Source organism: Shigella dysenteriae, from assembly GCF_022354085.1.
Lineage (GTDB): Bacteria > Pseudomonadota > Gammaproteobacteria > Enterobacterales > Enterobacteriaceae > Escherichia > Escherichia coli.
Map to the genome: position 1 here is coordinate 2,003,066 of NZ_CP055055.1, position 13,094 is coordinate 2,016,159.

General features: G+C 51.3%; 12 protein-coding genes. 6 read left to right on the forward strand and 6 right to left on the reverse strand.

Annotation, left to right across the window (positions count from 1 at the left end; translation table 11 throughout):
* Positions 1-111: 111 nt before the first annotated feature.
* Positions 112-1,185: an acyltransferase family protein gene (locus HUZ68_RS09595; protein ID WP_033815752.1), complete on the reverse strand. Its 1,074-nt coding sequence runs from the start codon at positions 1,183-1,185 to the stop codon at positions 112-114.
* 261 nt (positions 1,186-1,446) lie between these two features.
* On the opposite strand from HUZ68_RS09595, the gene lolC reads away from it, so the two are divergent.
* The 5 genes from lolC to cobB are packed head-to-tail and all read left to right on the forward strand — an operon-like array spanning position 1,447 to position 6,361.
* Positions 1,447-2,646 (forward strand): lipoprotein-releasing ABC transporter permease subunit LolC, encoded by a 1,200-nt coding sequence (lolC, locus tag HUZ68_RS09600; protein ID WP_000284714.1) that lies wholly within the window; start codon positions 1,447-1,449, stop codon positions 2,644-2,646.
* Positions 2,639-3,340: a lipoprotein-releasing ABC transporter ATP-binding protein LolD gene (gene lolD / locus HUZ68_RS09605; RefSeq protein ID WP_001033694.1), complete on the forward strand. Its 702-nt coding sequence runs from the start codon at positions 2,639-2,641 to the stop codon at positions 3,338-3,340. The genes lolC and lolD overlap by 8 nt, the downstream gene beginning before the upstream one ends.
* On the forward strand, positions 3,340-4,584 hold the full coding sequence (lolE, locus tag HUZ68_RS09610) for a lipoprotein-releasing ABC transporter permease subunit LolE (RefSeq protein ID WP_001251367.1): 1,245 nt from the start codon (positions 3,340-3,342) through the stop codon (positions 4,582-4,584). The genes lolD and lolE overlap by 1 nt, the downstream gene beginning before the upstream one ends.
* 28 nt (positions 4,585-4,612) lie before the next feature.
* Complete coding sequence (gene nagK / locus HUZ68_RS09615; protein WP_000291270.1) at positions 4,613-5,524, forward strand: N-acetylglucosamine kinase; 912 nt, start codon at positions 4,613-4,615, stop codon at positions 5,522-5,524.
* A 15-nt stretch (positions 5,525-5,539) separates the two neighbouring features.
* Entirely contained in the window at positions 5,540-6,361 is an 822-nt protein-coding gene (gene cobB, locus HUZ68_RS09620; protein WP_000952736.1) for a Sir2 family NAD+-dependent deacetylase, read from the forward strand.
* A gap of 155 nt (positions 6,362-6,516) precedes the next feature.
* Here cobB and potD read toward each other — a convergent pair whose 3' ends face one another.
* Genes potD through potA form a run of 4 tightly spaced genes read right to left on the reverse strand, consistent with a single transcriptional unit; the run spans position 6,517 to position 10,328 of the window.
* A complete protein-coding gene (potD, locus tag HUZ68_RS09625; RefSeq protein ID WP_000759317.1) occupies positions 6,517-7,563 on the reverse strand; it encodes a spermidine/putrescine ABC transporter substrate-binding protein PotD in 1,047 nt (348 codons plus the stop codon).
* A complete protein-coding gene (gene potC / locus HUZ68_RS09630; protein ID WP_000580316.1) occupies positions 7,560-8,354 on the reverse strand; it encodes a spermidine/putrescine ABC transporter permease PotC in 795 nt (264 codons plus the stop codon). Before potC ends, potD begins: the two co-directional genes overlap by 4 nt.
* Entirely contained in the window at positions 8,351-9,208 is an 858-nt protein-coding gene (potB, locus tag HUZ68_RS09635) for a spermidine/putrescine ABC transporter permease PotB (RefSeq protein ID WP_000799401.1), read from the reverse strand. The genes potC and potB overlap by 4 nt, the downstream gene beginning before the upstream one ends.
* On the reverse strand, positions 9,192-10,328 hold the full coding sequence (gene potA / locus HUZ68_RS09640) for a spermidine/putrescine ABC transporter ATP-binding protein PotA (RefSeq protein WP_201472031.1): 1,137 nt from the start codon (positions 10,326-10,328) through the stop codon (positions 9,192-9,194). Before potA ends, potB begins: the two co-directional genes overlap by 17 nt.
* Before the next feature lie 249 nt (positions 10,329-10,577).
* Here potA and pepT point away from each other — a divergent pair, with 249 nt between their 5' ends.
* Complete coding sequence (pepT, locus tag HUZ68_RS09645; RefSeq protein WP_000359447.1) at positions 10,578-11,807, forward strand: peptidase T; 1,230 nt, start codon at positions 10,578-10,580, stop codon at positions 11,805-11,807.
* A 145-nt stretch (positions 11,808-11,952) separates the two neighbouring features.
* On the opposite strand, the gene roxA is transcribed toward pepT, so the two are convergent.
* Positions 11,953-13,074, reverse strand: coding sequence for a ribosomal protein uL16 3-hydroxylase (roxA, locus tag HUZ68_RS09650; RefSeq protein ID WP_239594162.1), 1,122 nt, complete (start codon positions 13,072-13,074; stop codon positions 11,953-11,955).
* Positions 13,075-13,094: the final 20 nt, after the last annotated feature.

Genomic DNA, 13,094 nt, shown 5'->3' on the forward strand with positions numbered 1-13,094 from the left:
TCGTTAGGATATGCCTCAACATATGGGGGCATATCTCTGATAAGCAATGCTGTTCATTATCCGTAATCGACATGGTTTAGCAAATTGAATCGCCCCGGCTGGGGCGATGGCTTAGCGGGAGTAACTGACGGCAGCGGGCAGTGAAGGCGGGGAGAACAACAGATCGCTGAATGCACGCTGTGAAAGTTTTCTTACCAGCAAGCCCGCAACAGTACAGATGAACAAACTGACAAAGGGATAAACCAGCAGGAGTGTCAGTTCGACTTGCGGCGACCAGCGTGCTGCGTTCATTTGCGCAAGCAGAGTTAAGCTGAATATTTCAACCAGAATGCGATGGGTGGTGTAGATAGCAATGGTGTTGGAGCCAATCACATTCAGCAGGCTGGTGGAGCGCATACCGAATCGTTGCTCGTATTGATAAAACAGCTTCATGATCACCACAATCGATACCAGCGACAACAGCAGCGAGATAGTAAACAACCAGGCACCGACCGCCAGAACGGTAAGCAAAGAAGCCATCAGCAGATGGCGGCGCAACGGCACCTCTTTAACACAGCTCATTATTGTTGCGCCAAACCATGCGCCAAGGCTGTAATAAGGCAAATTGCGGATCACACTGTTCATTCCCCACCACGGCGTGGGAACGAAATTAACCGCCACACTCAGCAGTACAAACAAGGCGAATAGTGGCAGCGCCAGACGGCTAAAAATTTTACATACCACGAAATAGACAATTAACGCATACAGATACCACAAGCTGGTGCTGGCGGTGATCATCCCGTGCAGGAACTCACCGGTGGAATCGGCATAAGCGGCATTGGAGGCATTGCTTAAATCGCGCTCAGGTGCCAGCCACTGGTTCAGCGCACTTAACGCCAGCCACTGCACCACGCCCCAAAGCGCCAGCACCCAGAAGATGTTCCAGATCCGTTTATCGAGACAATTTCCCCACGGTACGCTGTCGATATAGCGGCGAATCAAATAGCCGGATATAAAGAAAAAAACCGGCATACGAAAGGGTGCAAGGTAAAGATTGAAATAGATCCAGCATTTGCTCAGGACTTCCGATAACGGATGCTGAAAAGTGGTCATATGCGGATAAAAGGTAATGACCGAGTGATAAATCACCACCAGACAAATACATAACCCTTTGATCTGGTTAATCCATAGCTCTTTTTGTTTCATCAGGACAACACGCTCTTTTTTAATTTACATGCGGTTGATCCTGCGGGTTATGACCCGAGGTGTAATGGGTATCTGTCTGTATTGGATGATTTTTCAGATTAAGATCAGGCGGCAAGATTGATGATAAAACATGGCAATTTAGCCGATTGATTTACGGGGGCTTTTCAGATTAGCCCTGACGATCACTTACAGTTCAGACGTTTACCCATCTTGCTTTCGCTTATATACTCGTGTCTTTGCTACAGCAACCAGACGGATTTCATGTACCAACCTGTCGCTCTATTTATTGGCCTGCGTTACATGCGTGGGCGTGCAGCGGATCGCTTCGGTCGTTTCGTCTCCTGGCTTTCTACCATCGGCATTACCCTCGGGGTGATGGCGCTGGTCACAGTATTGTCAGTGATGAACGGCTTTGAGCGCGAGCTGCAAAACAACATCCTTGGCCTGATGCCACAGGCAATTCTCTCTTCTGAGCATGGCTCTCTTAACCCGCAGCAACTCCCGGAAACGGCAGTCAAACTGGACGGCGTTAATCGCGTCGCACCTATTACTACCGGTGATGTGGTACTGCAAAGCGCGCGCAGCGTGGCGGTCGGGGTGATGCTGGGTATCGATCCGGCGCAAAAAGATCCACTAACGCCGTATCTGGTCAATGTGAAACAAACTGACCTCGAGCCGGGGAAATATAATGTCATCCTCGGTGAACAGCTTGCCTCACAGTTGGGCGTCAATCGCGGTGATCAAATCCGCGTGATGGTGCCATCTGCCAGCCAGTTCACGCCGATGGGGCGTATTCCAAGTCAGCGCCTGTTCAATGTGATTGGTACTTTTGCCGCTAACAGTGAAGTCGATGGCTATGAAATGCTGGTGAATATTGAGGATGCCTCGCGTCTAATGCGTTATCCGGCAGGCAATATTACCGGCTGGCGTTTGTGGCTGGATGAGCCGCTGAAAGTTGACTCTTTAAGTCAGCAAAAACTGCCTGAAGGCAGCAAATGGCAGGACTGGCGTGACCGTAAAGGCGAGCTGTTCCAGGCCGTACGCATGGAAAAAAATATGATGGGCTTACTGCTGAGCCTGATTGTCGCCGTTGCGGCGTTTAACATTATTACCTCGCTGGGGCTGATGGTGATGGAGAAGCAGGGCGAAGTAGCGATCCTGCAAACGCAAGGCTTAACTCCGCGACAAATCATGATGGTCTTTATGGTGCAAGGGGCCAGCGCCGGGATTATCGGTGCGATCCTCGGAGCGGCGCTTGGCGCCCTGCTTGCCAGCCAGTTAAATAATCTGATGCCGATAATCGGCGTCCTGCTTGATGGCGCGGCGCTGCCGGTCGCTATCGAACCTTTACAGGTCATTGTTATTGCGCTGGTGGCGATGGCTATCGCGCTGCTGTCTACGCTTTACCCTTCATGGCGCGCTGCCGCCACTCAACCCGCTGAGGCTTTACGTTATGAATAAGATCCTGTTGCAATGCGACAACCTGTGCAAACGCTATCAGGAAGGCAGTGTGCAAACCGATGTGCTGCACAATGTCAGTTTCAGCGTCGGCGAAGGTGAAATGATGGCGATCGTCGGTAGCTCTGGTTCCGGTAAAAGTACCTTGCTGCACCTGCTGGGCGGGCTGGATACGCCAACCTCCGGCGATGTGATTTTTAATGGTCAGCCAATGAGCAAACTGTCGTCGGCTGCGAAAGCAGAACTGCGCAACCAGAAGCTGGGCTTTATTTATCAGTTTCACCACCTGCTGCCGGATTTTACCGCCCTGGAAAACGTGGCTATGCCGCTGCTGATTGGCAAGAAAAAGCCCGCTGAAATCAACAGCCGTGCACTTGAGATGTTAAAAGCGGTGGGGCTGGATCATCGTGCGAATCACCGCCCATCTGAGCTTTCTGGCGGCGAACGCCAGCGTGTGGCGATTGCCCGTGCGCTGGTCAATAACCCGCGTCTGGTACTGGCGGATGAACCAACCGGTAACCTTGACGCACGTAACGCCGACAGCATCTTCCAGTTGCTTGGAGAATTGAATCGCTTGCAGGGCACCGCCTTCCTGGTGGTTACTCACGACCTGCAACTGGCGAAACGTATGAGCCGCCAACTGGAGATGCGTGATGGTCGTCTGACGGCGGAACTGAGCCTGATGGGGGCGGAGTAATGGCGATGCCTTTATCGTTATTGATTGGCCTGCGTTTTAGCCGCGGACGGCGACGCGGCGGCATGGTGTCGCTGATCTCCGTCATTTCTACCATTGGCATTGCCCTTGGCGTGGCGGTATTGATCGTCGGCTTAAGCGCGATGAACGGCTTTGAACGCGAACTGAATAACCGCATTCTGGCGGTGGTGCCGCATGGCGAAATAGAGGCGGTGGATCAACCGTGGACTAACTGGCAGGAAGCACTGGATAACGTGCAAAAAGTGCCAGGTATTGCCGCCGCTGCGCCGTATATCAATTTCACCGGACTGGTAGAAAGTGGTGCCAATCTGCGCGCAATCCAGGTGAAGGGCGTTAACCCGCAACAGGAACAGCGTCTGAGCGCATTACCCTCGTTTGTTCAGGGGGATGCCTGGCGCAATTTTAAAGCGGGCGAACAGCAAATTATCATCGGCAAAGGCGTGGCGGATGCGCTGAAAGTGAAGCAGGGCGATTGGGTGTCGATTATGATCCCCAACTCGAATCCTGAGCATAAACTGATGCAGCCAAAACGAGTGCGTTTGCACGTTGCCGGTATTTTGCAGTTGAGTGGTCAACTCGATCACAGTTTTGCCATGATCCCGCTGGCAGATGCTCAGCAATATCTTGATATGGGTTCCAGCGTGTCAGGTATTGCCCTTAAAATGACGGATGTTTTCAACGCCAATAAGCTGGTACGCGATGCGGGTGAAGTGACCAACAGCTATGTTTATATTAAAAGCTGGATTGGTACTTACGGCTATATGTATCGCGATATCCAGATGATCCGCGCCATTATGTATCTGGCGATGGTACTGGTGATTGGCGTGGCCTGTTTCAACATCGTCTCCACCTTAGTGATGGCGGTGAAAGACAAGAGTGGCGATATCGCAGTATTAAGAACGCTGGGGGCGAAAGATGGTTTAATTCGCGCCATCTTTGTCTGGTATGGATTGCTGGCAGGGCTGTTCGGTAGCCTGTGTGGTGTGATTATCGGCGTAGTTGTTTCACTGCAACTTACCCCGATTATTGAGCGGATTGAAAAGCTGATTGGTCATCAGTTCCTCTCCAGCGATATCTATTTTATTGATTTCCTGCCATCGGAATTGCACTGGCTGGACGTCTTCTACGTACTGGTCACAGCATTGTTGCTGAGTCTTTTGGCAAGTTGGTATCCGGCGCGGCGCGCCAGTAATATTGACCCTGCGCGAGTCCTTAGCGGCCAGTAAAGGCAGTACATTAAAACAAGGAGCGGCAATGTATTACGGGTTTGATATTGGTGGAACAAAAATTGCGCTTGGCGTGTTTGATAGCGGTCGGCAGTTGCAGTGGGAAAAGCGGGTGCCGACACCGCGTGACAGCTATGACGCATTTTTAGATGCAGTGTGTGAACTGGTAGCTGAAGCTGACCAACGTTTTGGCTGTAAAGGTTCTGTCGGCATCGGTATTCCGGGAATGCCGGAAACAGAAGATGGTACGCTGTATGCCGCCAATGTCCCCGCTGCCAGCGGTAAACCGCTGCGTGCCGACCTGAGCGCACGTCTTGATCGCGATGTACGCCTTGATAACGATGCCAACTGTTTTGCCCTTTCAGAAGCCTGGGATGATGAATTTACGCAATATCCACTGGTGATGGGGTTGATTCTCGGCACCGGCGTTGGCGGCGGGCTGATTTTCAACGGCAAACCGATTACCGGTAAAAGCTACATTACCGGCGAGTTTGGCCATATGCGTCTGCCGGTTGATGCGTTAACCATGATGGGGTTGGATTTCCCGTTACGCCGCTGCGGCTGTGGTCAGCATGGCTGCATTGAAAATTATCTGTCTGGTCGCGGTTTTGCGTGGCTGTATCAACACTATTATCATCAACCGTTGCAGGCTCCCGAAATTATTGCGCTTTATGATCAAGGCGATGAGCAGGCAAGGGCGCACGTTGAGCGTTATCTGGATTTATTAGCGGTTTGTCTGGGAAATATCCTGACCATTGTTGACCCTGACCTGGTCGTCATTGGTGGTGGTTTATCGAATTTCCCGGCAATCACAACGCAACTGGCGGACAGGCTGCCTCGTCATCTCTTACCTGTAGCTCGTGTTCCGCGCATTGAACGCGCGCGCCACGGTGATGCGGGAGGAATGCGTGGTGCGGCCTTCCTACATCTAACCGATTAAACAACAGAGGTTGCTATGCTGTCGCGTCGGGGTCATCGGTTAAGTCGTTTTCGTAAAAATAAACGCCGCCTGCGCGAGCGTTTGCGTCAGCGTATTTTTTTCAGAGATAAAGTGGTGCCGGAAGCAATGGAAAAACCAAGAGTACTCGTACTGACAGGGGCAGGAATTTCTGCGGAATCAGGTATTCGTACCTTTCGCGCCGCAGATGGCCTGTGGGAAGAACATCGGGTTGAAGATGTGGCAACGCCGGAAGGTTTCGATCGCGATCCTGAACTGGTGCAAGCGTTTTATAACGCCCGTCGTCGACAGCTGCAGCAGCCAGAAATTCAGCCTAACGCCGCGCATCTTGCGCTGGCTAAACTGCAAGATGCTCTCGGCGATCGCTTTTTGCTGGTGACGCAGAATATAGACAACCTGCATGAACGCGCAGGTAATACCAATGTGATTCATATGCATGGGGAACTGCTGAAAGTTCGTTGTTCTCAAAGTGGTCAGGTTCTCGACTGGACCGGAGACGTTACTCCAGAAGATAAATGCCATTGCTGCCAGTTTCCGGCACCCTTGCGCCCGCACGTAGTGTGGTTTGGCGAAATGCCACTCGGCATGGATGAAATTTATATGGCGTTGTCGATGGCCGATATTTTCATTGCCATTGGTACTTCGGGGCATGTTTATCCGGCGGCTGGGTTTGTTCACGAAGCGAAACTGCATGGCGCGCACACCGTGGAGCTGAATCTTGAACCAAGTCAGGTCGGTAATGAATTTGCCGAGAAATATTACGGCCCGGCAAGCCAGGTGGTGCCAGAATTTGTTGAAAAGTTGCTGAAGGGATTATAAAGCAGGAAGCATTACCTGATGCGCTACGCTTATCAGGCCTACAAGCGGACCACAATACCGACGAAAGAGCGGGATAAAACTCTACTGTCCTGACTCATTAGCCACATCCTTGCTAACTAAAAAACGGGCGGTAATACCACCGCCCGCTTGCTGAATTAACGTCCTGCTTTCAGCTTCTGATAATACTCTTCATAAATGCTGCTGGCTGCGCCAACGTCATTCTGCCATTCGCCATTTTTAATGGTTTCAGCATCCGGGTAGAGCGTCTTATCGTTCGCCACTTCTGGACTTAACAGCTTACGCGCCGCAAGGTTTGGCGTTGGATAACCGATAGTTTCAGCAACCTGTTTTGCCACATCCGGGCGCAGCAGGAAGTTGATCAATTTCAGCGCGCCTTCTTTGTTTTTGGCATTTGCCGGGATCGCCAGGCTGTCCATCCAGAATATGCCGCCTTCTTTCGGCCACACCACGTCAATAGGCGTACCCGCCTGGCGTGCAACGAAAGCAGAACCGTTCCAGATCATGCCGAGGTTAACTTCGCCTTCCATGTACGGGTTAGCCGGGTTATCGGAGTTAAACGCTGCGACGTTTGGCATCAGTTTTTTCAGCTCGTTATATGCAGCTTCAATCTCTTTCGGATCGGTGGTGTTACCGGAGTAGCCCAGCTTACGTAGCGCCATCTGGAACACTTCACGGGCATCGTCGGTCAGCAGCAGGCTGCCTTTGTACTCAGGCTTCCACAGATCGGCCCAGCTGGTAACGGATTTCGGATCTACCGCATCACCGTTAACGCCAATCGCCGTCGCCCCCCAGATATACGGAATGGAGTAATCGTTATTCGGGTCAAACGGCTTATTGAGCATGTCTGGATCGAGATTGCTGAAGTTCGTTAACTTCGACTTGTCGATCTTCTGGATCATCCCTTCTTTACGCATTTTATCGACGTAATAGGTTGAAGGAACCACCAGGTCATAGGCACCGTCTTTGTACGTTTTCAGCTTGGCATACATGGTTTCGTTCGACTCGTAAGTCGAATAGATAACCTTAATACCAGTTTCTTTGGTGAACTGTTCAAGCAGTCCTGGCGGCACGTACTCGGTCCAGTTGTAGAAATACAGCGTGTTGTTGTCATCGGCGTGAGCGGCGCTCATGCCCAGAGCCAGAGCACCCGCCGCGAGCAGGTGGCGTGACCATTTTTTCATTTAACGTCCCCTGTGTTACCTTTCGTTTTATCACGAGCAATAAGCTGGCTGGCAATAACCATCACCAGCGACAGCACCAGTAATATGGTTGCCAGCGCGTTAACTTCCGGCGATACGCCGACTTTGACCATCGAATAAATTTTTAACGGCAGAATTTCATAACTCGGCCCGGTGACGAACGAAGAAACCACCACATCGTCCATCGACAGGGTAAAGCTTAACACCCAGCCCGCCGCCACCGCTGGCATTGCCAGTGGCAGAATGATTTTTCGCAGAATGGTAAATTCGCTGGCACCGAGATCTTTCGCCGCTTCCAGCATTCGCACGTCAAAACCTTTCAGGCGCGAATACACCGTCACCACCACAAATGGCAGGCAGAAGGTGATATGCGAGAACAGCAGCGACCAGAAGCCAAGCTGAATACCCAGCAGCATAAACAGCACCAGCAGCGAAATTGCCATCACGATATCTGGTGACATCATTACCACAAACAGCATTCCGCTAACGAACGGCTTACCACGAAAGCGATAACGGTACAGTGCAACTGCCGTCAGTGAACCGATAAGCGTAGCAAACGTCGCCGAAAACACCGCCATTGTTAGTGAATGCTGCGCTGCCTGTAACAGGCTGTCGTTGTTCATCAGCAAGCTATACCATTTAGTGGTAAAACCCTGCCAGTTGATGCCAAAGCGCGAGCTGTTAAAGGAGTTCACAATCAAAATAATGATTGGGATATACAGGTACGCGTAGATAGCGGTCATAAAACCGCCGCGAAGCAGTCGACCGATCATTCGAGTTCCACCTTCTTATTCAGCAGACGAGAAGCGCGCCAGTAAACCAGCAACATCAGGCCCATTACGATAGTCAGCGTAATGCTGGTGGCTGCACCAAACGGCCAGTCACGAATATTGAGGAACTGTACCTTGATGACGTTACCGATCAGCAGGTTTTTCGCACCGCCCATCAGGTCGGACACATAGAACAGGCCCATCGCTGGCAGCATCACCAGCAGACATCCGGCAATAATCCCCGGCATCGTCAGTGGAATAATGATGCGGATAAAAGTCTGTAACTTGCTGGCACCGAGATCGCGCGCCGCCTCAAGCAACGGCTTATCCAGTTTTTCGATACTGGAGTACAGTGGCATCACCATAAACGGCAGCAGAATGTAAACCAGACCGATAATCACCGCACTGGGCGTGAACATGATACGGATTGGTGTGTCGATAACGCCCAGCCAGAGCAAAAACTCGTTGAGATAGCCTTTGGTGCTGAGGAAAATTTTCAGCCCGTAGATGCGAATCAGTGAGTTGGTCCAGAAGGGAACAATCAGCAGAAACAGCAGCAGCGGACGCACCTTGTGTGGCAGCTTCGCCAGAAACCAGGCAAACGGGTAGCCCAGCACCAGGCAGGCGAGGGTGGCGATCAGCGCCATATTCAGCGAGTGCAATAGCACTTCAAAATAGAGCGGATCGAGCAGACGCGTGTAGTTATCCAGCGTAAAGACCATTTTGACAAAACTGGCGTCGTCGCGGGTCAAAAAGCTGGTGCCAATGATCATCAGGTTGGGCAGAAAGACAAACAACACAAGCCAACCGACAATAGTGACAATCACTACATTCTGGAACTTACTTGTGTTCTTCATCAGCCAGTACGACCTCCCAGCTTTCTACCCAATTAATGGCCATTTTTTGGTCGAGAGAGTGGTCAAAGTCAGGATCGTCTTCATTGAAGAATTCGCTGACCATCACCATCTTGCCATTTTCCAGTTCAACAACCGACTCCAGCGTCATGCCTTTGTAGTTACGCTCGCGAACGTAACCAATCAGCCCTTCAGCGTGGTTGTCGTCGTTAATCTCTTCAACACGTAAGTCTTCCGGGCGCAGCAGAACATGCAGTTTTTGCCCCGGTTCAACGGCGAAGTTAACGTAGATATTACATTCGCGGCCTTCAATGTTGGCGCGTACGCGCTGCTCGTCTAGACGTTCGATGACAGTGGCGTTAAACATATTGATTTCGCCAATGAAGCCGGCAACAAACAGGTTTTTCGGCTCTTCGTAGATTTCACGCGGCGTGCCGTCTTGCTCAATGCGACCATCGCGCATCACCACAATCCTGTCTGACATGGTGAGTGCTTCTTCCTGGTCGTGAGTCACGAAGACGAATGTAATGCCAAGCTTACGCTGTAACGCTTTCAGCTCGTTCTGCATTTGCTTACGCAGTTTGTAATCCAGCGCTGAGAGCGACTCATCCAGCAACAACAGACGAGGCTTGTTAACCACCGCGCGAGCAATGGCGACGCGTTGCTGTTGACCACCAGAGAGCTGATGCGGTTTACGTTGAGCGAAGGTTTCCAGCTGCACCATCCGCAGGGCTTCCATCACGCGGGGCGTAATTTCAGCAGCGGGGGTTTTTTGCATGCGCAACCCAAAGGCCACATTTTCGAACACGGTCATGTGGGGGAAAAGTGCGTAGCTTTGGAAAACAGTGTTCACATAGCGGTTTTCCGCCGGAACGTGGGTGATGTCCTCGTTATCCAGCATGATGCGTCCGGAATCAACAGTTTCCAGACCTGCAATCAGGCGAAGAACGGTTGTTTTACCGCAGCCAGAAGGGCCAAGCAGCGTGAGGAACTCGCCATTGTTGATAGTCAGATCCAGCTGGGGAATGACCTCTTTACCATCAAAGCATTTGCGAATTCCCGCCAATTGCACCAGCGGTGAAAGCGAACTCGGTTGTTTATTCAATTTTTTACTCTGTCCCATGTAAACGCAACGGATGGCTTACCGATGCGGGGTTTGTGGTTAACCACCTTGGTGACTCTTAATGAGGGCGGTAATTCTACGGCAAACCGCTTGAATCGCCAATCTTTGTTGTGAATTACTGGCTTAGCTTTATATTCATTAAGGTAATGCTGATAAATATTCCCGCTTGCAGGGGTAAAAGTGACCTGACGCAATATTTGTCTTTTCTTGCTTCTTAATAATGTTGTCACAAAAAGTGAGGGTGACTACATGGATAAACTACTTGAGCGATTTTTGAACTACGTGTCTCTGGATACCCAATCAAAAGCAGGGGTGAGACAGGTTCCCAGCACGGAAGGCCAATGGAAGTTATTGCATCTGCTGAAAGAGCAGCTCGAAGAGATGGGGCTTATCAATGTGACCTTAAGTGAGAAGGGCACTTTGATGGCGACGTTACCGGCTAACGTCCCTGGCGATATCCCGGCGATTGGCTTTATTTCTCATGTGGATACCTCACCGGATTGCAGCGGCAAAAATGTGAATCCGCAAATTGTTGAAAACTATCGCGGTGGCGATATTGCGCTGGGTATCGGCGATGAAGTTTTATCACCGGTTATGTTCCCGGTGCTGCATCAGCTACTGGGTCAGACGCTGATTACCACCGATGGTAAAACCTTGTTAGGTGCCGATGACAAAGCCGGTATTGCAGAAATCATGACCGCGCTGGCGGTATTGCAACAGAAAAACATTCCGCATGGTGATATTCGCGTCGCCTTTACCCCGGATGAAGAAGTGGGCAAAGGGGCGAAACATTTTGATGTTGATGCCTTCGATGCCCGCTGGGCTTACACTGTTGATGGTGGTGGCGTAGGCGAACTGGAGTTTGAAAACTTCAACGCCGCGTCGGTCAATATCAAAATTGTCGGTAACAATGTTCACCCGGGCACGGCGAAAGGAGTGATGGTAAATGCGCTGTCGCTGGCGGCACGTATTCATGCGGAAGTTCCGGCGGATGAAAGCCCGGAAATGACAGAAGGCTATGAAGGTTTCTATCACCTGGCGAGCATGAAAGGCACCGTTGAACGGGCCGATATGCACTACATCATCCGTGATTTCGACCGTAAACAGTTTGAAGCGCGTAAACGTAAAATGATGGAGATCGCCAAAAAAGTGGGCAAAGGGTTACATCCTGATTGCTACATTGAATTGGTGATTGAAGACAGTTACTACAATATGCGCGAGAAAGTGGTTGAGCATCCGCATATTCTCGATATCGCTCAGCAGGCGATGCGTGACTGCGATATTGAACCGGAACTGAAACCGATCCGCGGCGGTACCGACGGCGCGCAGTTGTCGTTTATGGGATTACCGTGCCCGAACCTGTTCACTGGCGGTTACAACTATCATGGTAAGCATGAGTTTGTGACTCTGGAAGGTATGGAAAAAGCGGTGCAGGTGATCGTCCGTATTGCCGAGTTAACGGCGCAACGGAAGTCGTGATTGCCCGATGCGTATGTGGACTGCCAATTACCGGGATGAAACCGTTATATTGACACTGGTCCACATACTTATCGTGCCTACAGGCGTTCAGTGCATGTAGGCACGATAAGGCGCAATCAGCGCCACATCCGGCTTAAATCCAAACTTACCCTTCGAAGAACCAATACCCGCTATTTACCAGCGCCGCGAGCATCGCGAGGAATGACGGATCTTCCAGCGCATCGCCAAAATTCTCCGCGGTCAGCGCAATGTTGCTGGCGAGTACATCCAGTGCCGGACGGTGCGGGGAATCGATCTTCTCACCATTGGCATACACGTCGTCGCCAATGCGCAATACGCGCAGACCACCCAGGCGCACCAGCACATCACCTTGTTTCAGCGCATCGTAGATTTCATCCGGCTGATAAGGCGGCTCTGGCGGAGCGATATCCAGTTCATGACGTGACTGGGATATAAACTCGCCAAACCATTGCTTAAAGTGTTCCGGCTGGTTGATCAATTCGAGCATCATCTCACGCAGTTTATCCATCTCTTGCGGCAGAACGTCCGCAGGATGAGCGCGAGGTGGAACATCCGGATCGCTGTAGTAGTTGCCGCCCAGTTCATGTTGCAGCACATAATCGGCAAATCCGCTAATTAATTCCCGCGTATTTGGCGCGCGAAAACCCACGGAATAGTTCATCGCATTTTCCAGCGCGTAGCCTTCATGCGGGAATCCTGGCGGAATATAAAGAATATCACCAGGCTCCAGCTCTTCATCGATGATGGCTTCGAACGGATCGACCTGTAACAGATCCGGATGTGGGCAGTGCTGTTTCATTTGCAACTTTTCGCCCACTCGCCAGCGACGACGTCCGGTACCCTGAATGATAAACACGTCGTACTGATCGAGATGCGGGCCGACGCCGCCGCCAGGTACAGAAAAAGAGATCATCAGATCATCAATACGCCAGTCTGGTAGTTCACGGAACGGTCGCATCAGCGCGGCGGTCGGCTCATGCCAGTGATTCACTGCTTGCACTAACAATGACCAGTTAGTTTCACCGAGATGATCGTAGCTTTCGAACGGACCGTGGCTGACCTGCCATTTGCCATCCTGGTGACTGACCAGTCGACTGTCGACTTCGCTTTCCATCGCCAGACCCGCCAACTCGTCTGGAGAGATCGGGTCAATAAAATTATTAAAGCCGCGTTTTAACACCACCGGGCGTTTCTGCCAGTGACGTTCAAGAAAATCGGGCCAGTTAAGAGTGAGTTGGTATTCCATGTTAAGCATCCACAGGCTGG

What these genes read in the sequence shown, in the direction of transcription:
- lolC (WP_000284714.1), top strand. Translation starts at nt 1,447, where the DNA reads ATGTACCAACCTGTCGCTCTATTTATTGGCCTGCGTTACATGCGTGGG.
- pepT (WP_000359447.1), top strand. Translation starts at nt 10,578, where the DNA reads ATGGATAAACTACTTGAGCGATTTTTGAACTACGTGTCTCTGGATACC.
- potD (WP_000759317.1), bottom strand. Translation starts at nt 7,563, where the DNA reads ATGAAAAAATGGTCACGCCACCTGCTCGCGGCGGGTGCTCTGGCTCTG.
- potA (WP_201472031.1), bottom strand. Translation starts at nt 10,328, where the DNA reads ATGGGACAGAGTAAAAAATTGAATAAACAACCGAGTTCGCTTTCACCG.
- potC (WP_000580316.1), bottom strand. Translation starts at nt 8,354, where the DNA reads ATGATCGGTCGACTGCTTCGCGGCGGTTTTATGACCGCTATCTACGCG.
- lolE (WP_001251367.1), top strand. Translation starts at nt 3,340, where the DNA reads ATGGCGATGCCTTTATCGTTATTGATTGGCCTGCGTTTTAGCCGCGGA.
- lolD (WP_001033694.1), top strand. Translation starts at nt 2,639, where the DNA reads ATGAATAAGATCCTGTTGCAATGCGACAACCTGTGCAAACGCTATCAG.
- roxA (WP_239594162.1), bottom strand. Translation starts at nt 13,074, where the DNA reads ATGGAATACCAACTCACTCTTAACTGGCCCGATTTTCTTGAACGTCAC.
- nagK (WP_000291270.1), top strand. Translation starts at nt 4,613, where the DNA reads ATGTATTACGGGTTTGATATTGGTGGAACAAAAATTGCGCTTGGCGTG.
- HUZ68_RS09595 (WP_033815752.1), bottom strand. Translation starts at nt 1,185, where the DNA reads ATGAAACAAAAAGAGCTATGGATTAACCAGATCAAAGGGTTATGTATT.
- potB (WP_000799401.1), bottom strand. Translation starts at nt 9,208, where the DNA reads ATGAAGAACACAAGTAAGTTCCAGAATGTAGTGATTGTCACTATTGTC.
- cobB (WP_000952736.1), top strand. Translation starts at nt 5,540, where the DNA reads ATGCTGTCGCGTCGGGGTCATCGGTTAAGTCGTTTTCGTAAAAATAAA.